This is a genomic window from Pseudomonas sp. s4, from assembly GCF_046764235.1.
GTDB classification, from domain to species: domain Bacteria; phylum Pseudomonadota; class Gammaproteobacteria; order Pseudomonadales; family Pseudomonadaceae; genus Aquipseudomonas; species Aquipseudomonas asiatica.
On record NZ_CP177209.1, the window covers coordinates 2,058,378 to 2,076,501 of the forward strand.

Genomic DNA, 18,124 nt, shown 5'->3' on the forward strand with positions numbered 1-18,124 from the left:
ATAAGCTTTTCATTACATACTTAGAAACAAACTCAATAGAGAAATAAGGGGACTTAGAGTGAACAAGTCGGAACTGATTGACGCTATCGCCGCATCTGCTGACATCCCGAAAGCTGTAGCCGGCCGTGCGCTGGACGCAGTCATCGAATCCGTCACCGGCGCCCTGAAGCAAGGTGACGATGTGGTACTGGTTGGCTTCGGTACCTTCTCGGTCAAGGAGCGTGCAGAGCGCACCGGCCGCAACCCGCAAACCGGTAACGCGATCAAGATCGCTGCCGCCAAGGTTCCAGGCTTCAAGGCTGGCAAAGGCCTGAAAGACGCCGTCAACTAAGTCGTCTCTTTCAGCCGGACCCGGCCTGGCCAGGTCCGAGCACGGTGATGGCGGGGCGCAAACGTTCCCGCCTGACACGTTTGCTAAGAAAAGGCGCATCCTCGGATGCGCCTTTCTTTTATCAGGTTTCTACCCACGCTCCGCGGTTGTCGACGCAGTGGTACAGCCGTTTCTGGGGGACGCATGCTGCAAAATATCAGGGACAATTCACAAGGTTGGATTGCCAAGACCATCATCGGCCTTATCGTCGTGTTGATGGCGTTGACCGGCTTCGAAGCCATTTTCCAGGCCGCCACCCATAGCCAGGACGCCGCCAAGGTGAACGGCCAGACCATCAGCCAGAACGAGCTGAGCCAGGCGGCCGACATGCAGCGCCGTCAGCTGATGCAACAGTTGGGCAAGGATTTCGACCCGGCGCTGCTGGATGACAAATTGCTGCGCGAAGAGGCACTGAAGGGGCTGATCAGCCGCAAGCTGCTGCTGCAAGGCGCCGAAGATGCCAAATTCGCCTTCTCCGAGGCCGCACTGGACCAGGTGATCCTGCAGACGCCGGAGTTTCAGGTGGACGGCAAGTTCAGTGCCGACCGTTTTGACCAGGTCATTCGCCAGATGGGCTATGGCCGCATGCAGTTCCGCGACATGCTTGCCGAGGAAATGCTCATCGGCCAGCTGCGCACCGGCCTGGCCGGCAGCAGCTTCGTGACCGACCAGCAGGTCGATGCCTTTGCCCGCCTCGAGAAGCAGACCCGTGACTTCGCTTCCCTGACCTTCAAGGCCGACCCGGCCGCGGTCAAGGTCAGCGATGAAGAGATCAAGGCGCACTACGACCAGCACGCCAAGGAGTTCATGTCGCCAGACCAGGTGGTGATCGACTACATCGAGCTGAAGAAGTCGGCGTTCTTCGATCAGGTCAAGGTGACCGACGAAGAGCTCAAGGCCCAGTACGAGAAGGAAATCGCCAACCTCGCCGAGCAGCGCCATGCCGCGCACATCCTCATCGAGGTCAACGACAAGGTCGCCGACGCCCAGGCCAAGGCCCGCGCCGAAGAGATCGAGCAGCGCCTGGCCAAGGGCGAAGACTTTGCCGCGCTGGCCAAGGAGTTCTCCCAGGACCCTGGTTCGGCCAATAGCGGCGGTGACCTTGGCTTCGCCGGCCCGGGCGTTTACGACCCGGCGTTCGAGGATGCGCTGTACAAGCTGCAGGACGGTCAGGTCTCGGCGCCGGTTCGCACCGAGTTCGGCTACCACCTTATCAAGCTGCTGGGCGTGCAGGCGCCGGAAGTGCCGAGCTTCGCCAGCCTGAAGGACAAGCTGACCCGTGACCTGAAGATCCCGCTGGTCGAGCAGCGTTACGTAGATGCCAGTAAGCAGCTGCAGGATGCTGCCTACGAGGCTTCCGACCTGGCCCAGCCGGCCCAGGACCTGAACCTGAAGGTGCAAACCTCCGCAGCGTTCGGCCGCGAGGGTGGCGAAGGCATCACTGCCAACCGTTCGGTCGTGCAGGCCGCATTCTCCGAAGAAGTGCTGGAGGAGGGTGCCAACAGCACCGCCATCGAGCTCGACCCGGAAACCACCGTGGTGCTGCGCGTCAAGGAGCACCGCAAGCCTGAGCAGCTGCCGCTGGAAGCCGTGGCCAAGAACATCAGCGAGCACCTGGCCAAGGAGAAGGCAACTGCCGAGCTCAAGGCCAAGGCGGACAAGCTGATTGCCGGCCTGCGTGACGGTTCCATCGCAGCGGGCAGTGTGCACGAAGGGCAGGGCTGGAAGGCCTATGAAGCAGTTACCCGCGGCGAGGACGGTATCGACCCGGCCGAGCTGCAGGCGCTGTTCCGCCTGGGCAAGCCACAGGCCAAGGACAAGCCGGTTTATGGCAGCGTCGTGCTGCGTGACGGTAGCCTGGTGGTACTGCAGCTCAAGGGTGTCAACGAAGGCGCTGCTGCCACCGACGAAGAGAAGCAGCAGATCCGCCGCTACCTCGCATCGCGTGCTGGCCAGCAGGACTTCGCGGCATACCGCAAGCAGCTGGAAGCCAAGGCGGACATCACCCGCTACTAAGGTGATGGATGCATGAACGAACAGGCCGCCTTGAGCGGCCTGTTTCGTTTCTGTTGCTCATCGCCGCGCTTTAGGCCTGTTCGATACCCCTGTAGGAGCAGCCTTGCGCTGCGAAGAGGCCAGCAGGGCAATAGATTCTCTTCGGCCCTGATGGCCTCTTCGCAGCGCAAGGCTGCTCCTACATGTGCTTCGCATGTCTTGACGTCGATGCCGGCAATGAGGCCAGTACAGGCCATGTTAGCGTTTCACCCCTTCATGGATATCCAGCGTATCCCGCGCAATCTCCCGCCCCAGGGCAATCAGCTCCGGCGCCTTGTAGAACTCGAAAAACCGGCACACTCGTTTGGGCACGTTGATCAGCACATCCGGTGGATAGCCTGCGATCTTGTACTGTGCCAACGAGGTCTGCATGACCTCGAAGCTCTGGTTGATCAAGTCCAGCAGCGAAGCGGGCCCCACGTTGTCGATGATGAACGAGCCGGTCGCAGACTTTGGCGCACCCTCGCGCTCCGGTGCCGCCGCCGGTTGCTGGCCTTCCGGGTTGGCGGCATCGGCCAGCCACGGGTTAGGCGGCGCCAGCCCTTCGGCGACGATTTCCTGCTCGATACGTATCAGCTCCTCCGCCGGCTTGCGCCGGAACGGCAAGCGCGAACCCAGCGAACTGAGTAGCGCATCGAAGCGCATCTTGAACGCCGCTGGGCGTTCGATCACCGGTAGCTGGTACTGCTTCTGGTTGGTGGCATTGAGGTTGACCGCGATGATCAGGTCGCAGTGGCTGGACACCACCGGCACGATCGGCAGCGGGTTGAGGATGCCGCCGTCGACCAGCATGCGGTTGCCTTGCATCACCGGGGTGAACAGGCTGGGGATGGCTGCCGAGGCGCGCATGGCCTGGTGCAGGCAGCCCTCCTGGAACCAGATTTCCTGCTGGTTGGTGAGGTCGGCTGCAACCGCGGTGTAGGGGATGCGCAATTGCTCGATGTTGATCTCGCCGACGATCTTGCGGATTTGCCCGAACACCTTGTCGCCGCGAATTGCGCCGAGGCGAAAGCTGACATCGACCAGGCGCAACACATCCAGGTAGTCGAGGCTCTCGATCCAGTTGCGGTAGTCTTCCAGCTTGCCCGCGGCGTAGATGCCGCCGATCACCGCACCCATCGAGCAGCCGGCGATACAGGCAATGTCGTAGCCGCGGCGCTCGATTTCCTCGATCACCCCGATGTGTGCATACCCCCGGGCTCCACCCGATCCCAGTACCAGTGCCACGCGTTTGCTCATGAACATTCCCCGGCCAGTGCAACCATGGTCCTACAATGCACCCATCGCCACCTGTGCTTCAATGTGCATCGTGCTGAGCTACTGTAATAAAACTGGCTGGGCCAAGCTGGCTGGGCAGGGCACTTTTCAGATGCCGGGGCGTCGAACAGCCAATGTTTTTTCCATTGAGGTATTACCGATGAAAGCCTGGATCTGCCTTCCACTGATTGCCTTGGCCCTTGCTGGCTGCGCGGGCAAGACGGCCTACCGCGAGAGTTGCGCAACCCAACTGGATGCCGCCTGGAAGGAGCTGGACCTGGCCAAGGCCGAAGGCTTTGCCGGTGCCGTGAGCTACTCCAAGGCCTTGTCGCTGCTGACCGGTGCCAAGACCCAACAGCAGTTCGAAGGTTATGAAAGCTGTACCAGAAAAGCCGAAAAGGCCCGTTTCTACATTCGTGAGTCTCGCGCCGGGCGCTGACCAAGGAGCGTCTTTCAATGTCTGCCATGCTCGATCACGTGGTTGCCCAGATAGTGGCCTTGCAGGTGCGCCTGCTGGCCTGCCGCGAGCGCCTGGCTGCCGATACCGACAGCGAGGCCTTGCATGACCTGCGCACCACCCTGCGGCGCCTGCGCAGCCTGCTGCGGCCGCTGCGTGGGCTGCCGGGGGTGGAGCAGCTGGAGGAGGCCGCCAGGTCGTTGGGTACCCTCACCACGCCGTTGCGCGACCGTGAGGTGCTGGCGGCCGAACTGATTGGGCATGGTTTTGCCGAGGCCGGGCAGCGGCGCCTGGAAGGGCGTGCCAGGACATTCGCCAGTGTTGCCGCCAGCCCCGAGCTGACGCGGGTGCTGGCGATTGTCGACGCGTTTCCGCTGTTCATGCGTGCAGCCGGTCGCGAGGGCTTGGTCAAGGCGCTGGAAAAGCGCATCGACAAACGCCTGGTCAAGCAGTGGCGCAAGTTGTACCAGGCGCTGCAGGACCCGGCCCACGACCGCCACCGCTTGCGCTTGCTGATCAAGCGTGCGCGCTATGGCGATGAGGCCTATCCGCAGCTCGACCATGCGGGCAAGCAGTTGCGGCGCTTGCTGAAGCAGGCCCAGGGCGATTTGGGTGACTGGCATGATCGCCTGCAATGGCTGCTGCAGGCGCGCGAGCATGCCGACCTGGCGCCGTGCAAGGTCGCCTGGGAGCAGGAATTGCACGAGGCCGAGCGCCATTCGGATGCGACGCTGGATGCACTGCAGCGGGCGTTGGCGCGGCGAAAGCCCGAAAAATGACCGAAATGCGGGCTGATCGGTATGGGTTTGCTGGCTAGGATGGGCAGACCTTATTCGCAGCAGGCAGGAGCCGGCCAATGAATTTCAACCAACTGCTCGACGCCGTGCGGGCCAACCCCGAAGCTGTATGTGTCCCGCCAAGCTGGGCCCAGGGGCGCGCCGCCTTTGGCGGGCTGATGGCGGCCATGGTGTATGAAGCCATGCGCCAGAAAATCTCCGATGACCGCCCCGTGCGTTCTTTGGCCATCAGCTTTGTGGCGCCAGCCGCGGCAGATGTGCCAATCCGCTTCGATGTAGAGGTGCTGCGTGAAGGCAAGGCTGTCAGCACCTTGCTGGGCCGTGCCGTTCAAGACGGCCAGGTAGTGACGCTGGTGCAGGGCAATTTCGGTGCAGGGCGGCCGTCGGTGGTCGATGTGCCAGCCTTGCCGGCCGAGGAAATGAAAGCGCTCGACGATGCAGCTCCCGAGCTACCCCATATCAAAGGCGTTACTCCGGAGTTCATGCAGCATGTGGCCTTGCGCTGGGCGGTGGGTGGTTTGCCGTTCAGTGGCAATCAGTCGCGGCAAATGGGCGGTTGGGTACGTTTGCGCGGGGTGGCCGAAGAACCGGTCAACGAGGCGCACCTGCTGGCGCTGGTCGATGCCTGGCCGCCAAGCCTGATGCCGTTTCTCAAACAGCCGGCTGCCGGCAGTACGTTGACCTGGACCATAGAATTCATGCAGCCCACGGCGCAGCTATCGACCCTGGATTGGTGCCGTTATTGCGTGGAAACCGAGCATGCGCGGGATGGTTACGGGCACGCTGCCGCTGCGTTGAGGACGGCGCAGGGCGAGTTGCTGGCCTTGAGCCGGCAGACGGTTACCGTGTTTGCCTAGCAGATACCTGCAGGCCTGCACGCTTTCCTGTAGGAGCGGCCTTGTGTCGCGAAAGGGCCGCAAAGCGGCCCCGGCAATCTTCGCGGCGAAGCTGTAAATCCGGGGCTGCTGCGCAGCCCTTTCGCGACACAAGGCCGCTCCTACAAAAGATTGCGCGTGATTGGAGCATCAATGGCGATGCTTGTGTCGTTCCCGCCAGGCCTTCCACCAGGCCCCGCTCAGCAAGAAGCGCGGAAAGGTGATGAACTGCTCGGTCAGCAGGCGTTGCACGGCATCCTTGCGGTTGGCGAAGGGTTCGGGTTGCTCGGCTTCCAGTCGGTGGCCCTGGCGTTGCAGGCCCAGGCCGGCGATCAGCGCAATGATGCCAACGGCAATCTGGCCCAGGTCCAGGCTGAACAGGCCGGACAGAATCAGCAACGTGCCAAGGATGAACAAAGGCACGGCGATCAGGTGCAGCACCAGGTTGGCCGGGTGGCGGTGATTGTGGTGGTAGCCGCGCCATTGCCAGGCGGGCAGGTTGGGCAGGCGTTTGCTCATGGGCATTTCCTCTCGGTCATGCCCAAAGCTTAGTGCGCCCCCCAGGCGGGGGCCAATCGAGGCTGGCTATGGTGACTATAGCTTGAGCTGGCCAATGGCCTTGTTCAGTTCACCGGCCAAGGTTGCCAGTTCGCTGCTGGTGGTTGCCGAGCCCACGGTCTGTTGCACGGTCTGTTCGGTGACATCGCGGATACTCACCACGGCGCGGTTCATTTCCTCGGCCACCTGGCTTTGCTGCTCGGCTGCCACGGCAATCTGGGTGTTGCTTTCGCGCATCTGCGCCACGGCACCGGTAATCTCGGCCAGTGCTTCGCCGGCCTCCTGGGCCTGGCGGACGCAGTCGTCGGCCTTGTACGAGCTCTCCTGCATGAACTCCACTGCATCCCGGGTGCCCGACTGCAGGGCCGAAACCATGGTGGTGATCTCGTCGGTGGAGTTTTGCACGCGCTTGGCCAGGTTGCGCACTTCATCGGCCACCACGGCAAAGCCGCGGCCCAGGTCGCCGGCGCGCGCTGCTTCGATGGCGGCATTGAGCGCCAGCAGGTTGGTCTGCTCGGCGATGCTGTGGATCACACTGACCACGCCATTGATCTTCTGACTGTCTTCGGCCAGTTGACGAATCATCTCGGCAGTCTGCTGCACGCCGCTGGACAGCCCGGAGATCGAGTCCTGTACCCGGCTGACCACCTCCTGGCCGCTACCGGCCAGGGCGTCGGCTGTTTGTGACAGGTCACGGGTGGCGCCGGCATGCTGGGCGATGTGGTGCACCGTTGCTGACATTTCGTTGATGGCGGTAGCGGCCTGGTCGGTCTCGCTCTGCTGGCCGAGCATGCCGTGGCGCACGTCGCTCATGCTCGCGGCCAGGCGCGCGGCACCGGAGTCCAGTTGCGCAGCGGTGTGGGCGACAGTACTGACCACGCGGTGGTAGGTCGCCTGCATGGCATTGAAGGCCCCGGCCATCTGGCCGACCTCGTCACCACAGGCCAACGGCACGCGGGCCGACAGGTCGCCAGTCTTTTCCACGTGCAGCATCACATCCTTGAGGGTGTTGAGCTGGCTGAGCAGGAAGCGGATCAGCAACTGCGAGGCGCCGAGCATGGCCAGCATCAGGATCAGTACGCATACCGCGTAGTTGCTGAATCGGTCGAAGAACACCTGGCGCAGGCTTGGCGACTGGGCCAGCACGGCCATTTGCTGATCACCGTTGCGCAGTACCTGCGCGCCCTGTAGCGGGTTGTTGCCCAAGAGCCGGGCGGCAGGCAGTTCGACCCAGCCTTGGGCATTGCGCAGGGCCTCCAGGGGTTCGCCCGCGAAGGTGGGCGTTTGCCCGGGCGACCAGCTGATGACATTGGCCGGGCGGGGTAGCGGCTGGCCGGCCGGCCAGGCAGCAAGCAGTTGCGCCTGCGCGGCCGCCTGGGCCTGCGCGGCCTCGGCGCGGGCGCGCTGCTCCAGGTGCACGGCATAGAGCACCAGCAGCAAGGTCGTGACAAAGGCCACCGCGTTGACGGCCCAGAACTTGTACTTCAGGGAAACATTGCTAAGCCAGGCACCCATGGGCAGGTCTTCTCTGAGTTGAGCGGGAACAATATTGGCAAGGTGCCATCATTGTGCCTGCGCAAGCCAGGGCCTTTCTTGATGTGTATCAAGAAAATTCCGCCGCAAGTACTGCCGCGCTTTTGTAGGAGCGGCCTTGTGTCGCGATAGGGGTGCGAAGCGCCCCCAGGTTTTCAGCTTCAGCGGATAGATTGCCGGGGCCGCGTTGCGGCCCTTTCGCGACACAAGGCCGCTCCTACAGGAGAACGCGTCGGGTTCAGGGGAGTTGGAAAAACGCCCGCGCCGTTGCCGTGGTATGTGCCGCCGTATGTTCGGTCGACTCACCCCGGTGCAAGGCCACTTCACGCAACACCTCTGGCAGGAACGCTGGTTCGTTGCGCCCGTTCTTCGGCTTGGGCCGCAGGCTGCGCGGCAGCAGGTAAGGCGCATCGCTCTCCAGCATCAGCCGCCCCTCGGCAATGTTGCCCACCAGCGGATGCAGATGGGTGCCACGGCGTTCGTCGCAGATCCAGCCGGTAATACCGATGTGCAGGTCCATGTCCAGGTAGGCGAACAGCGCGTCGCGCTCGCCGGTAAAGCAGTGCACCACTGCGCCGGTCAGGTGGTCGCGGTAATCCTTGAGGATCGCCAGCAGGCGTTCGCTGGCGTCGCGTTCGTGCAGGAACACCGGCAGACGCAGCTCGGCAGCCAGTGCCAGTTGTGCCTCCAGGGCTTTTTCCTGCAGCGGGCGAGGGGAGAAGTCGCGGTTGAAGTCCAGGCCGCATTCACCCACGGCGCGTACACGTGGTTCACTCAACAGCTGGCGCAACTGGCGCTCGCTGCCGGCATCCCAGGTTTTGGCATCATGAGGGTGTACGCCTGCCGTGGCGAACAGGTGCGCGCCGCTCGCATCCAGTTGCTGGCACAGCTCCAGCGCCTGTTCGCTGACCGCCAGGCTGGTGCCCGTCAGCACCATCTGCGTGACCCCGGCCTCAAGGGCGCGCTCGACGATTGCCGCCTGCTGGTCGTGGAAACTGCTGTTGGTCAGGTTGACGCCGATATCGATCAGTTGCATGGTGCTATCTCGTGCCGCGGGGCGGCCAGCATAGCAAAAACCGTGTTTTTCTGAAAAAACCAAGAACTTCATGCTGTTGCCGTGGTCTTTTGCCGTCATTTCTCTCTTGGCGGTGCAACCCCATGGATGCCGCTCACCGACCACGGACACGTTTTCGCATGCAGCGATGCTGGCTCATTTTCCTGCTGATGCTTGGGCTGACCTTGACCGGGCCTGCCCACGCGCGCGTGCCGGGACCGCAGCAGAACATCGCGCCGGCCAAGGTCCGTGACCTGCAACAGATTCGCACCAGCCAGGTGCTGCGGGTGCTGGTCAACCAGAGCCGCAACAGCTCCGGTGAGGTCAAGGGCGAGCCGGTCGGCATCGAATACTATCGCTTGCGTGCCCTGGAGCATTACCTCAATGCCCGCGCCGCCGACGGCCAGGAGATCCAGCTCAAGCTGATCCCGCGGGCCAAGGAGCAGTTGCTGGGCGCCCTGGCCCGTGGCGAGGGCGACCTGGCCGCGCCGGGCGAGCTGCTCGACCCCGCCGTGGTGCGCGGGGTCAGCAGCAGCGCACCAGTGCTCGACCAGGTGCCGCTGCTGCTGGTGGGGCGCAAGGGCGAGCGCAGTTTCAGCCATGTCGAGCAGTTGTCCGGGCGTACCGTGGCCCTGACCAGCGCCAGCGCGGCCGGCCCTTTGATCCAGCAGGTCAACCAGCAGCTGGCGCTGCGCAAGCGCGCGCCGATCAAGGTGGAGTGGGTCGACTCGACCTTGGCGGTGGAGGATGTGCTGGAAATGGTCCAGGCCGGCATCTATCACCTGACCGTGGTCGAGCAGCCGATCGCCCGGCGCTGGGCCCGGGTGATGCCGCGCCTGCGCCTGGACAGCCGCGTAAAACTGGGGGCGCCGCAAGCCATGCGTTGGTATGTGAGGCCCGATGCGCCGCAGTTGCAGGCCACGGTCGATCGCTTTCTGCAGGGCTACCGCGCACCGGACAACCAGGACGCCGCGTTCGAGCGCATCTACCGCCGCCAGTACCGGGTGCACGACCCCTTGGCCAGCAAGAATCGCCAGCGCCTGACCGCACTGCGGGCGGTGCTGCAGAAACACGGTGAGGCGCAGCAGATCGACTGGCTCAACCTGGCCGCGCTGGCCTTCAAGGAGTCGACGCTCAACCCGGCAGCGCGCGGCACCGGAGGGGCCCATGGCCTGATGCAGATCACCCCTTCGGCGGCGCAGCGCGTGGGGGTGAGCAACACCGCCACGGTGGATGGCAATGTCCAGGCCAGCGCCCGTTACCTGGCGCTGATCCGGCGCAAGTTCTTTGCCAGCGCCAAGATCAACGAGCGCGAGCGCATGGCCTTCGTGCTGGCGGCCTACAACCTGGGCCCCGAGCGCGTCCAGGCCATGCGCGCGGAAGCGCGCCGGCGCGGGCTGAATGGCGACCAGTGGTTTTTCCAGACCGAACGCATCGCCATGGAGCAGGTGGGCATGGGGCCAGTCAACTTCGTCAATAGCGTCAACAAGTACTTTGTAGCGTTCAACCGGGAGCGTGCCGCGCTGGAGCGTGTGGCTAAACGCTGACAAATCGATATTGTCGATTGTTTTGTTGGGTTTTTTGCGATTTTCATATCTATCGAATCGATTATGATGGCGCCCATCCCAACACAACTTTCCCGCTTCAAGGAGTCTTCGACATGAACAACGCTACCCTCAACGCTCTGTTCTCCACCCGCGCCGGCGCTGGCCTGAGCGTCATCCGTATCCTGGTCGGCATCATCTTCATTGCGCATGGTGCGCAGAAACTGTTCGGCATGTTCGGCGGCTATGGCCTGGAAGGCACTGGCCAGTGGATGGAGAGCATCGGCCTGGCCCCGGGTTACCTGATGGCCCTGCTGTCCGGTAGTGCCGAGTTCTTCGGCGGCCTGGCGCTGGTGATCGGCCTGCTGGCCCGCCCGGCGGCCCTGGTGCTGGCGGTGACCCTGGTGGTGGCGATCCTCTCGGTGCACATCGGCAACGGCCTGTTCATGTCCAACAACGGCTATGAGTTCGGCCTGGCCCTGCTGGCTGGCACCGTCGCGGTGCTGATCGAAGGCGCTGGCCGCTTCTCGCTGGACCGCCTGATCGCCCGGTAACGACAGCTGCACGCTACAAGCAACAAGCCGCAAGCAAGAGCAGACCGAGTATTGGCCTGCCACTGCTTGCGGCTTGTTGCTTGCAACTTCCAGCTCATGGCTCTAGCATACCGTCTGCGCCGATTTAAACAGCTACTTGCGGGGCGCAGGAAAGCCCCTCTCCGGGTCATCCGAAATACCGCTAAAGCGCTGGTTCGGTGACGCCTCCCACCGCTGCCCAGCGGGATTCGCGAGGCGGAGAGAAGCTCCATGAGTTGCCCACGTACCAGTGTCTGTTTGAGCCCCTTGCCTGCCAGCCAGGCGTCCCGCACACCGCGCATCCTGCTCGGCGGCCAGCATCAACCCACTCTTTTGCGTCACCTTGAAGGCCTGTCCAGGCGCAAGGGCCAGGCGCGGGCCTTTCTGATCCAGTTTGCCGATAGCGGCTGTCACCTCGCGCAGTATGGCAATGACCGTTTCGACCTGGCCGTGATCCAGGCCCCGGCGCCGGACGAAACCGCAGATATCATCGGCCACCTCACCCGTATCGCGCGTCAAGGCTTGATTACCCGCCGCTGAGGAGCGCGCTGTTGAGTACCAATATCATCACCACGGAAGGCCATGAGGCGCTGAAGAAAGAACTGGACCACCTGTGGCGGGTGTACCGCCCGGAGATTACCCAGAAGGTTACCTGGGCGGCCTCGCTGGGCGACCGCAGCGAGAATGCCGACTACCAGTACAACAAGAAGCTGCTGCGCGAGATCGACCGCCGGGTGCGTTACCTGCGCAAGCGTCTTGAAGATGTGAAGGTGGTGGCCTACTCGCCGCAGCAGGAGGGCAAGGTGTTTTTCGGTGCCTGGGTGGAGATTGAGAACGACGAGGGCGAGACCATGAAGTTTCGCATTGTCGGGTATGACGAGATCTATGGGCGCAATGACTACATCTCGATCGACTCGCCCATGGCTCGCGCCTTGCTGAAGAAGGAGGAGGGTGATGAGGTGGTGGTGCACACACCTACCGGTGAAGCGACCTGGTATGTAAACAGCATCAGCTACGGGCACTGATCTGATATTGCCTGTTATGGCCCTATCGCCGGCAAGCCAGCTCCCACAGGGATAGCGCATGCCTCGAGGCCGATGCGGTCGAGGTGGGAGCTGGCTTGCCGGCGATAGGGCCCTGACAGGTAAGTCTCACCCTTCCCGCAAGACCGCCAACGGGCTGGCATTCAACGCCCGCCGCGTCCCCAGCACCCCCGCCCCACCTACCAGCAGCGCCCCTGCCAGCGGCAACAGCAGCAACCACACATGCGGGCTCCATTGCAGGTCGAAGGCATAGCGGTACAGCACCAAGGTAATCAGCTCACACCCGACCGCCGCCAGCAAGCCGCTGGCCGCACCCAGCAAGCCGAACTCGATCCGCCGCGCCTTGACCAGCAATGGCCGCGCTGCGCCCAGCGCACGCAGCAAGGCGCCCTGGCGGATGCGCTCGTCCAGCGTTGCCTGCAAGCCAGCGAACAGCACCGCCAGCCCGGCTGCCAGCACGAACAGCAACACATACTCGACCGCCAGGGTCACCTGGGCGAGGATGCTGCGCAGCTGATCGAGCAAGGCGTCCACCTGCAGGATGGTCACTGCCGGGAATGCCCGTGACAGCGCCACCACATCCAGGTCATGGCCCGGTGCCAGATAGAAGCTGGTCAGGTAGGTGGTCGGGAGCCCCTGCAGCGTGCCGGGTTGGAAGATCATGTAGAAGTTCGGCTGGAAGCTGTCCCAGTGCACGCTGCGCAGGCTGCTGACCCGTGCCTGGCGTTGCTGGCCGCCGATGTCGAAAGTCAGCAGGTCACCCAGTTGCAGCTTCAGGCTGTTGGCCAGTTCCGCCTCCACCGACACACCGGGGATTTCATCTTCGGCGGGCAACGCCTGCCACCAGTTGCCGCCTGTCAGTGCGTTGCCTTCGGGCAGCTCGGCCGCCCACGTCAGGCTGAGGTCGCGCTGAACGGCGCGCTCACCTGCCGAGTCCTTGCTGACCACCTGCTGCACCGGTTGCTCGTTGATTTTTACCAGGCGGCCGGGTGTCACCGGGTACAGCGGCGCCGAGGCGGCATTGACCTGCTGCAGGTGTTGGGCGAAGGGCTCACGATCATCCGGCAGGATGTTCAGGGCGAAATGGTTGGGTGCATCCTTGGGGAGCTGCGCTTGCCAGGTGTCGAGCAGTTCTGCGCGCAGCAGCGCGACCAGGGCCATGGCCAGCAGGATCAGGCCGAAGGCCAGGGCCTGGCCGGCAGCGGCCATGGGGTGGCGCAGCAGTTGGCCCAGCCCCAGTCGCCAGGTCAGTGGTGCCCCGGCCAGCAATTGGCGCAGGCTGCGCAAACCGAGCAGCAGCAGGCCGCCGAGCAGCAGAGCGGCGACCAGGCCGCCACCGAGCAGGGCGAAGGTGAGCAGCAGGTCGAGGCTCAGGCGCCACATGATCAGGCCCAGGGCGAACAGGGCCGCACCGTACACCAGCCAGCTGCTGGGCGGTATCGGCAGCAGGTCGCGGCGCAGCACGCGAAGCGGCGGTACCTGGCCCAGCGCGGCAATTGGCGGCAGGGCGAAACCGGCCAGGGCTACCAGCCCGGTAGCGATGCCGGCCAGGGCTGGGACGATGCCGCCTGCAGGCACCACGCTTGGCAACAGGCCATGCAGCAGGCGGAACAGGCCCAGTTGCGCCAGCCAGCCGAGCAGGGCGCCGGCCAGCGCGGCGACCAGGCCGAGCATGGCCAGCTGCAGGCAGTACAGGCCCAGTGCCTGGCGGCGCGAAAGGCCCAGGCAGCGCAGCAGGGCGCTGGCGTCCAGGCGGCGTGCGGCATAGCGGCTGGCCGACAGGGCCACGGCAACGCCTGCCAGCAGCACCGCCACCAGGCTGGCCATGTTCAGGTAGCGCTCGGCCTTGCCCAGCGCGCCGCCGACCTGCTGGTTGCCATCGCGGGTGTCGCGCAGGCGCTGGTTGGCGGCCAGGTCCTTTTTCAGTGCCCCGCGGTACTGGGCCAGCGCTTCGGCATCGCCGCGCCACAGGTCGCGGTAGGTGACCCGGCTGCCCGGCTGGACCACGCCGGTGGCTTGCAGGTCGGCCAGGTTCATCATTACCCGTGGGGTAAGGCTGTAGAAGTTGTTGGCGCGGTCCGGTTCGTAGGTCAGTACGCGGCTCATGCGCAGCGTCTTCATGCCCACGTCGATGCTGTCGCCAACCTTCAGCCCCAATGCCGCCAAAAGGCGTGGTTCGACCCATGCTTCGCCAGGTGCCGGGCCGCCGCCCGGGGTTTCTGTGGCATAGGGCTGCGCAGCACTGCGCACTTGCCCGCGCAATGGGTAGGCACCGTCGGCAGCCTTGACGCTGGACAGCTGGATGCCGTTGTCGCCGCCGACCACGCTGGTGAACTCGACGACCTGGGCGTGGCGCAGGCCCAGTGCCTTGCCGGCCTCGATCTGCTGGTCGCGGGCCGGGGCGCTGCCCTGCAGCACCAGGTCGGCACCAAGGAACTCGCTGGCGCGCAGTTGCATGGCGCCGTTGAGGCGGGCACCGAAATAGCCGATGGCAGTGCTGGCCGCGACCGCCACCAGTAGGGCGAAGAACAGCACGCGCACTTCGCTTGCGCGAATGTCGCGCAGCAGCTGGCGCAGGGCCAGGCCGCACAGGCGGGACAGCGGCATGTGGGTCATCAGGCCTCCGCCGGGGCCACCAGGCGGCCCGCATCCAGGCGAATCTGGCGGCGGCAGCGCCGGGCCAGGCGTTCGTCATGGGTAACCAGCACCAGGGTGGTGCCGCGCTCCTTGTTCAGTTCGAACAGCAAGTCGCTGATGCGTTCGCCGGTGTGGCTGTCGAGGTTGCCGGTGGGTTCGTCGGCAAACAGCACTGCCGGTTGCGCGGCGAAGGCGCGGGCGATGGCCACCCGTTGTTGTTCGCCGCCCGAAAGCTGGCGCGGAGTGTGGCTCAGGCGCTTGCCCAGACCGACCCGTTCGAGCAGGGTGCGCGCGTGTTCGCGGGCATCGCGGCGGCCATCCAGTTCCAGCGGCAGCATGACGTTCTCCAGGGCATTGAGGCTGTCGAGCAACTGGAACGACTGGAACACGAAACCCACATGTTCGGCGCGCACCCGCGCGCGCTGGTCTTCATCCAGCGGCCCCAGGTCGTGGCCAGCAAGGATGACCTTGCCGGCACTGGGCTGGTCGAGGCCGGCGAGCAGGCCGAGCAGGGTCGACTTGCCCGAACCCGAGGCGCCGACGATTGCCAGGCTGTCGCCTTGGGCCAGGTCGAGGGACAGGGCGTGCAGGATGGTCAGGTCACCTTCCGCGCTGGGGACCACTTTGCTAAGGTTCTGCGCAACGAGAATGCTGGGGCCCATGGAGAATCCGATGCGAGTGTGGTGGTTGAGTGCCGGTCTGGCCCTGTATTGCCTGGCCCAGAGCGCGGCGGCGGGAACACTGCTGGTTGTCGGCGATAGTATCAGCGCCGGTTTTGGCCTGGATACCCGCCAGGGCTGGGTTTCCCTGTTGCAGACCCGCCTGCGGGACGAAGGTTTCGACGACAAGGTGGTCAATGCATCGATCAGCGGCGACACCAGTGCAGGTGGCCAGGCGCGGCTGCCGGCGCTGCTTGCAGCGCACAAGCCGAGCCTGGTGGTACTGGAACTGGGCGGCAACGATGGCCTGCGTGGGCAGCCGCCAGCGCAATTGCAACAAAATCTTGCCTCGATGATCGAGAGCTCGCGCAAGGCCGGTGCCAAGGTGGTGCTGCTGGGCATGCGCCTGCCACCCAATTATGGCGTGCGCTACACCACCGCCTTCGCCCAGGTGTATGAGCAGCTGGCGACGGAAAAACAGGTGCCGCTGGTGCCGTTTTTCCTCGAGGGGGTAGGGGGCGTGCCTGAGTTGATGCAGGCGGATGGCATTCACCCGGCCCAGGCCGCCCAGCAGCGCCTGCTGGAAAATGCCTGGCCGGCGATAAAACCCTTGCTGTGACGCTTTAAACGGCGCCGGCTTTCGGCTAATGTTGCGCCCCCCGTTTCGAGTGCCACCGATGCCGCGCCCTGCCTGGTCCCTGTATGCCTACCAACTGATCGAGCCTGATGAGCAGCTCGACCTGTTCGCCTGCCAGGAAATCCGCGTCCACCTCGTGGCCCGCCAGCTGGAGCTGGGCGTACCGGCCGATCGCACCTTGTGCGGTGGCCTGCTGCCGGCGCAACCGCGCTGGTCGGGGGTGCCGCGCTCGATCTACCGCGATGGCCGCCTGTGCGACCTGTGCCGCGCCATCCTCGATGCCCAGCGGCGCGGCATGCGCCCGGTGTGGCCAGAGCTGCAGGGCGGCTGAACGCCGCACCTTTCATCATCTGAAACGCTTGCATGGCGCCAATGCCTCCCGCTTGCATCGGCGCGGGTGTACAATCGATTCTCTTGACCCACCTTTCGAAGGATTTACCGGATGTTGCCGCGCTTTCCTGCCGTCACCCGTAGCCTGTCCCTGGCCGCCCTGCTGGTAGCAGGCCCCGCTGCTGCGCTGGAGCTGCCACTGCCACCACCCGGTGAAGACATCATCGGCCAGGTGCATGTGATCAAGGCAAAGTACGAGGACACGTTCGCCGATATCGGCACTGCCAACGACCTCGGCTACCTGGAAATGATCGCCGCCAACCCGGGCGTGGACCCGTGGTTGCCAGGTGCCGGCACCGAGATCATCCTGCCGACCCGCTACATCCTGCCGCCTGGCCCGCGTGAAGGCATCGTTATCAACCTGGCCGAATACCGTATGTACTACTTCCCGAAAGGGCAGAACGTGGTGCATACATTCCCGCTGGGCATCGGTCGTGAAGGCTGGGGTTCGCCGATCGCCAATACCAAGATCACTGCCAAGACGCCAAACCCGACCTGGACTCCGCCAGCGTCCATCCGTGCCGAGCACGCGGCTGACGGCGACATCCTGCCGAGCGTGGTGCCGGCTGGCCCGGACAACCCGCTGGGGCCGTTCAAGTTCACCCTCGGCGTGCCGGGCTACCTGATCCACGGTTCGAACAAGAAGTTCGGCATTGGCATGCGTACCAGCCACGGTTGCTTCCGCATGCTCAACAACAACGTGCTGGAACTGTCGAAGATGGTGCCGGTGGGTACGCCGGTGCGCATCATCAACGAGCCCTACAAGTTCGGTATCAGTGGTGGCAAGGTCTATCTGGAGGCGCACACGCCGCTGGACGACCAGGGTAATCCGTCGGTGGTCGATAAACACACTGCTGTTATCAATGCCTTGCTCAAGCGAGAAGACCTGGCCAATAACCTACGCATGAACTGGGACATGGTGCGTGATGTGGTGGCCGCGGAAGATGGCATGCCGGTGGAAATTGCCGTACCGACCGAAAACCAGGGTGGTGCGCCGATGGTTTCGAGCATTCCGCCCGAACTGCAGTAAGGTAATTGCGACACACCCGGGCCTGCCTTAGTGCAGGCCTTTTCGTTTCTGCCTGGCGCGTTTGCCTTGTGCGCAGGCAATAAAAAAGCCGACCCACAAGTGGGTCGGCTTCATAACAATCCGTGAGGATTATTACTTGCGGCTGGCTTTGTCCAGCATACGCAGAGCGCGCTCGTTGGCTTCGTCAGCGGTCTGCTGAGCCTTCTGAGCGGCTGCCAGTGCGTCGTCAGCCTTACGGTAGGCTTCGTCAGCACGAGCTTGAGCGCGAGCTGCTGCGTCTTCAGTCGCAGTCAGACGAGCTTCGGTTTCTTTGGATACGCTGCTGCAACCGGTAGCCAGAACTGCGGCCAGAGCCAGAGCAGAGAATTTCAGAACGTTGTTCATCGTGTTCCCCTTCAAGGACTTTCTATTAAATAGCCATCTCTCGGAAAAGAGAAACTGGCCGGCGTACATAGTACCCATTACTTGTAGTAAGTAAACTGACTAAGCGCAAGAACTGCAAAAAAAATGTTGCCTGACGCCTTTTCGACAAGATTTGCGGCACGCTCCGTGAAAAAAACGTGCAAGGCTCGCAAGCGACTGTAGTACAGGAACTTTTTTGTTGAACTAAGGGTGACTCTAACTGTCTGCCAGCGTCTTAAGCCCTAGTACATCCG

Annotated in this window: 19 protein-coding genes; 12 read left to right on the plus strand and 7 right to left on the minus strand. The window is 63.8% G+C overall.

The window, feature by feature from the left end; all coding sequences use genetic code 11:
• The first annotated feature begins 58 nt into the window (after positions 1–58).
• Positions 59–331 carry an HU family DNA-binding protein gene (locus tag ACK56M_RS09615; protein WP_003259401.1) on the plus strand — a complete coding sequence of 91 codons (273 nt, stop codon included), beginning with the start codon at positions 59–61 and terminating at the stop codon, positions 329–331.
• Positions 332–514: 183 nt separating this feature from the next.
• Positions 515–2,386 carry a SurA N-terminal domain-containing protein gene (locus ACK56M_RS09620; RefSeq protein WP_411959382.1) on the plus strand — a complete coding sequence of 624 codons (1,872 nt, stop codon included), beginning with the start codon at positions 515–517 and terminating at the stop codon, positions 2,384–2,386.
• 237 nt (positions 2,387–2,623) lie between these two features.
• On the opposite strand, the gene ACK56M_RS09625 is transcribed toward ACK56M_RS09620, so the two are convergent.
• Entirely contained in the window at positions 2,624–3,664 is a 1,041-nt protein-coding gene (locus ACK56M_RS09625) for a patatin-like phospholipase family protein (protein WP_024086621.1), read from the minus strand.
• A 178-nt stretch (positions 3,665–3,842) separates the two neighbouring features.
• Here ACK56M_RS09625 and ACK56M_RS09630 point away from each other — a divergent pair, with 178 nt between their 5' ends.
• The 3 genes from ACK56M_RS09630 (at position 3,843) to ACK56M_RS09640 (ending at position 5,793) form a co-directional block, all read left to right on the plus strand.
• Complete coding sequence (locus ACK56M_RS09630) at positions 3,843–4,121, plus strand: hypothetical protein (protein WP_003259403.1); 279 nt, start codon at positions 3,843–3,845, stop codon at positions 4,119–4,121.
• A gap of 17 nt (positions 4,122–4,138) precedes the next feature.
• Positions 4,139–4,918 (plus strand): CHAD domain-containing protein, encoded by a 780-nt coding sequence (locus ACK56M_RS09635; protein WP_015269700.1) that lies wholly within the window; start codon positions 4,139–4,141, stop codon positions 4,916–4,918.
• Between the two features lie 77 nt (positions 4,919–4,995).
• Entirely contained in the window at positions 4,996–5,793 is a 798-nt protein-coding gene (locus ACK56M_RS09640; RefSeq protein ID WP_015269701.1) for an acyl-CoA thioesterase, read from the plus strand.
• Between the two features lie 168 nt (positions 5,794–5,961).
• Here ACK56M_RS09640 and ACK56M_RS09645 read toward each other — a convergent pair whose 3' ends face one another.
• From ACK56M_RS09645 to ACK56M_RS09655, 3 genes are all read right to left on the minus strand, one after another.
• The gene (locus ACK56M_RS09645) at positions 5,962–6,330 is read right to left on the minus strand and encodes an Mpo1-like protein (protein ID WP_054572839.1); all 369 of its coding nucleotides are present in this window, start codon (positions 6,328–6,330) and stop codon (positions 5,962–5,964) included.
• A gap of 75 nt (positions 6,331–6,405) precedes the next feature.
• Positions 6,406–7,884, minus strand: coding sequence for a methyl-accepting chemotaxis protein (locus ACK56M_RS09650; protein ID WP_013971890.1), 1,479 nt, complete (start codon positions 7,882–7,884; stop codon positions 6,406–6,408).
• A gap of 256 nt (positions 7,885–8,140) precedes the next feature.
• Positions 8,141–8,938, minus strand: coding sequence for a TatD family hydrolase (locus ACK56M_RS09655; RefSeq protein ID WP_015269703.1), 798 nt, complete (start codon positions 8,936–8,938; stop codon positions 8,141–8,143).
• A gap of 158 nt (positions 8,939–9,096) precedes the next feature.
• On the opposite strand from ACK56M_RS09655, the gene ACK56M_RS09660 reads away from it, so the two are divergent.
• The 4 genes from ACK56M_RS09660 to greB all read left to right on the plus strand — a co-directional run bounded on the left by ACK56M_RS09660 (position 9,097) and on the right by greB (position 12,097).
• On the plus strand, positions 9,097–10,503 hold the full coding sequence (locus ACK56M_RS09660) for a transglycosylase SLT domain-containing protein (protein ID WP_015269704.1): 1,407 nt from the start codon (positions 9,097–9,099) through the stop codon (positions 10,501–10,503).
• A 113-nt stretch (positions 10,504–10,616) separates the two neighbouring features.
• Positions 10,617–11,054: a DoxX family protein gene (locus ACK56M_RS09665; protein ID WP_015269705.1), complete on the plus strand. Its 438-nt coding sequence runs from the start codon at positions 10,617–10,619 to the stop codon at positions 11,052–11,054.
• Between the two features lie 249 nt (positions 11,055–11,303).
• A complete protein-coding gene (locus ACK56M_RS09670) occupies positions 11,304–11,612 on the plus strand; it encodes a hypothetical protein (RefSeq protein WP_015269706.1) in 309 nt (102 codons plus the stop codon).
• A gap of 11 nt (positions 11,613–11,623) precedes the next feature.
• Positions 11,624–12,097 (plus strand): transcription elongation factor GreB, encoded by a 474-nt coding sequence (gene greB / locus ACK56M_RS09675; protein ID WP_054572842.1) that lies wholly within the window; start codon positions 11,624–11,626, stop codon positions 12,095–12,097.
• Positions 12,098–12,223: 126 nt separating this feature from the next.
• Here greB and ACK56M_RS09680 read toward each other — a convergent pair whose 3' ends face one another.
• Both ACK56M_RS09680 and ACK56M_RS09685 read right to left on the minus strand, forming a co-directional pair.
• Positions 12,224–14,731 (minus strand): ABC transporter permease, encoded by a 2,508-nt coding sequence (locus ACK56M_RS09680; RefSeq protein WP_411959383.1) that lies wholly within the window; start codon positions 14,729–14,731, stop codon positions 12,224–12,226.
• Positions 14,731–15,414, minus strand: a complete 684-nt coding sequence (locus ACK56M_RS09685; protein WP_003259775.1) for an ABC transporter ATP-binding protein — start codon at positions 15,412–15,414, stop codon at positions 14,731–14,733. The genes ACK56M_RS09680 and ACK56M_RS09685 overlap by 1 nt, the downstream gene beginning before the upstream one ends.
• 10 nt (positions 15,415–15,424) lie before the next feature.
• On the opposite strand from ACK56M_RS09685, the gene ACK56M_RS09690 reads away from it, so the two are divergent.
• The 3 genes from ACK56M_RS09690 to ACK56M_RS09700 all read left to right on the plus strand — a co-directional run bounded on the left by ACK56M_RS09690 (position 15,425) and on the right by ACK56M_RS09700 (position 17,468).
• The gene (locus tag ACK56M_RS09690; RefSeq protein WP_015269709.1) at positions 15,425–16,030 is read left to right on the plus strand and encodes an arylesterase; all 606 of its coding nucleotides are present in this window, start codon (positions 15,425–15,427) and stop codon (positions 16,028–16,030) included.
• Between the two features lie 58 nt (positions 16,031–16,088).
• Positions 16,089–16,379 carry a hypothetical protein gene (locus ACK56M_RS09695; RefSeq protein WP_013971899.1) on the plus strand — a complete coding sequence of 97 codons (291 nt, stop codon included), beginning with the start codon at positions 16,089–16,091 and terminating at the stop codon, positions 16,377–16,379.
• A 111-nt stretch (positions 16,380–16,490) separates the two neighbouring features.
• Positions 16,491–17,468 carry a L,D-transpeptidase family protein gene (locus ACK56M_RS09700; protein WP_003259779.1) on the plus strand — a complete coding sequence of 326 codons (978 nt, stop codon included), beginning with the start codon at positions 16,491–16,493 and terminating at the stop codon, positions 17,466–17,468.
• A gap of 132 nt (positions 17,469–17,600) precedes the next feature.
• Here ACK56M_RS09700 and oprI read toward each other — a convergent pair whose 3' ends face one another.
• Positions 17,601–17,852 (minus strand): outer membrane lipoprotei OprI, encoded by a 252-nt coding sequence (gene oprI, locus ACK56M_RS09705; RefSeq protein ID WP_003259780.1) that lies wholly within the window; start codon positions 17,850–17,852, stop codon positions 17,601–17,603.
• Positions 17,853–18,124: the final 272 nt, after the last annotated feature.

What these genes read in the sequence shown, in the direction of transcription:
- ACK56M_RS09620 (WP_411959382.1), top strand. Translation starts at nt 515, where the DNA reads ATGCTGCAAAATATCAGGGACAATTCACAAGGTTGGATTGCCAAGACC.
- ACK56M_RS09625 (WP_024086621.1), bottom strand. Translation starts at nt 3,664, where the DNA reads ATGAGCAAACGCGTGGCACTGGTACTGGGATCGGGTGGAGCCCGGGGG.
- ACK56M_RS09630 (WP_003259403.1), top strand. Translation starts at nt 3,843, where the DNA reads ATGAAAGCCTGGATCTGCCTTCCACTGATTGCCTTGGCCCTTGCTGGC.
- ACK56M_RS09635 (WP_015269700.1), top strand. Translation starts at nt 4,139, where the DNA reads ATGTCTGCCATGCTCGATCACGTGGTTGCCCAGATAGTGGCCTTGCAG.
- ACK56M_RS09640 (WP_015269701.1), top strand. Translation starts at nt 4,996, where the DNA reads ATGAATTTCAACCAACTGCTCGACGCCGTGCGGGCCAACCCCGAAGCT.
- ACK56M_RS09645 (WP_054572839.1), bottom strand. Translation starts at nt 6,330, where the DNA reads ATGAGCAAACGCCTGCCCAACCTGCCCGCCTGGCAATGGCGCGGCTAC.
- ACK56M_RS09650 (WP_013971890.1), bottom strand. Translation starts at nt 7,884, where the DNA reads ATGGGTGCCTGGCTTAGCAATGTTTCCCTGAAGTACAAGTTCTGGGCC.
- ACK56M_RS09655 (WP_015269703.1), bottom strand. Translation starts at nt 8,938, where the DNA reads ATGCAACTGATCGATATCGGCGTCAACCTGACCAACAGCAGTTTCCAC.
- ACK56M_RS09660 (WP_015269704.1), top strand. Translation starts at nt 9,097, where the DNA reads ATGCAGCGATGCTGGCTCATTTTCCTGCTGATGCTTGGGCTGACCTTG.
- ACK56M_RS09665 (WP_015269705.1), top strand. Translation starts at nt 10,617, where the DNA reads ATGAACAACGCTACCCTCAACGCTCTGTTCTCCACCCGCGCCGGCGCT.
- ACK56M_RS09670 (WP_015269706.1), top strand. Translation starts at nt 11,304, where the DNA reads ATGAGTTGCCCACGTACCAGTGTCTGTTTGAGCCCCTTGCCTGCCAGC.
- ACK56M_RS09680 (WP_411959383.1), bottom strand. Translation starts at nt 14,731, where the DNA reads ATGACCCACATGCCGCTGTCCCGCCTGTGCGGCCTGGCCCTGCGCCAG.
- ACK56M_RS09685 (WP_003259775.1), bottom strand. Translation starts at nt 15,414, where the DNA reads ATGGGCCCCAGCATTCTCGTTGCGCAGAACCTTAGCAAAGTGGTCCCC.
- ACK56M_RS09690 (WP_015269709.1), top strand. Translation starts at nt 15,425, where the DNA reads ATGCGAGTGTGGTGGTTGAGTGCCGGTCTGGCCCTGTATTGCCTGGCC.
- ACK56M_RS09695 (WP_013971899.1), top strand. Translation starts at nt 16,089, where the DNA reads ATGCCGCGCCCTGCCTGGTCCCTGTATGCCTACCAACTGATCGAGCCT.
- ACK56M_RS09700 (WP_003259779.1), top strand. Translation starts at nt 16,491, where the DNA reads ATGTTGCCGCGCTTTCCTGCCGTCACCCGTAGCCTGTCCCTGGCCGCC.
- oprI (WP_003259780.1), bottom strand. Translation starts at nt 17,852, where the DNA reads ATGAACAACGTTCTGAAATTCTCTGCTCTGGCTCTGGCCGCAGTTCTG.